Source organism: Pseudomonas sp. Yb2C2 (genome assembly GCF_052112325.1).
GTDB lineage: Bacteria > Pseudomonadota > Gammaproteobacteria > Pseudomonadales > Pseudomonadaceae > Aquipseudomonas > Aquipseudomonas marginalis.
This window is the reverse complement of sequence record NZ_JAVAJK010000069.1, coordinates 1-368: the sequence shown is the minus strand read 5'-3', so window position 1 is coordinate 368 and position 368 is coordinate 1. Positions and strand designations below refer to the sequence as shown.

Annotated in this window: 2 tRNA genes; both read left to right on the top strand. The window is 48.9% G+C overall.

From position 1 onward, the window contains the following. Window position 1 precedes the first annotated feature (1 nt). Window positions 2-88 (top strand) — tRNA-Leu (locus Q8X51_RS32190). 154 nt (window positions 89-242) lie between these two features. After that, window positions 243-329, top strand: a tRNA-Leu gene (locus tag Q8X51_RS32185). Window positions 330-368: the final 39 nt, after the last annotated feature.

Sequence of the window (368 nt, the reverse complement as noted above, 5' to 3'; positions counted from 1 at the left end):
TGCCCAGGTGGTGAAATTGGTAGACACGCCAGCTTCAGGTGCTGGTGATCGCAAGGTCGTGGAAGTTCGAGTCTTCTCCTGGGCACCAAATTCAGATCAAACCCGCGAAAGCGGGTTTTTTCGTTTCAGGCTTCTGATTTTTAACGAGAAAATCGATTTATATTTTTCGAATCAGGGGTTTACAGATTAAAAAGCCCGCCGTATAGTTCGCCCCATCAACAGCGGCAACGTTGCTTGATAATGCCCAGGTGGTGAAATTGGTAGACACGCCAGCTTCAGGTGCTGGTGATCGCAAGGTCGTGGAAGTTCGAGTCTTCTCCTGGGCACCAAATTCAGATCAAACCCGCGAAAGCGGGTTTTTTCGTTTC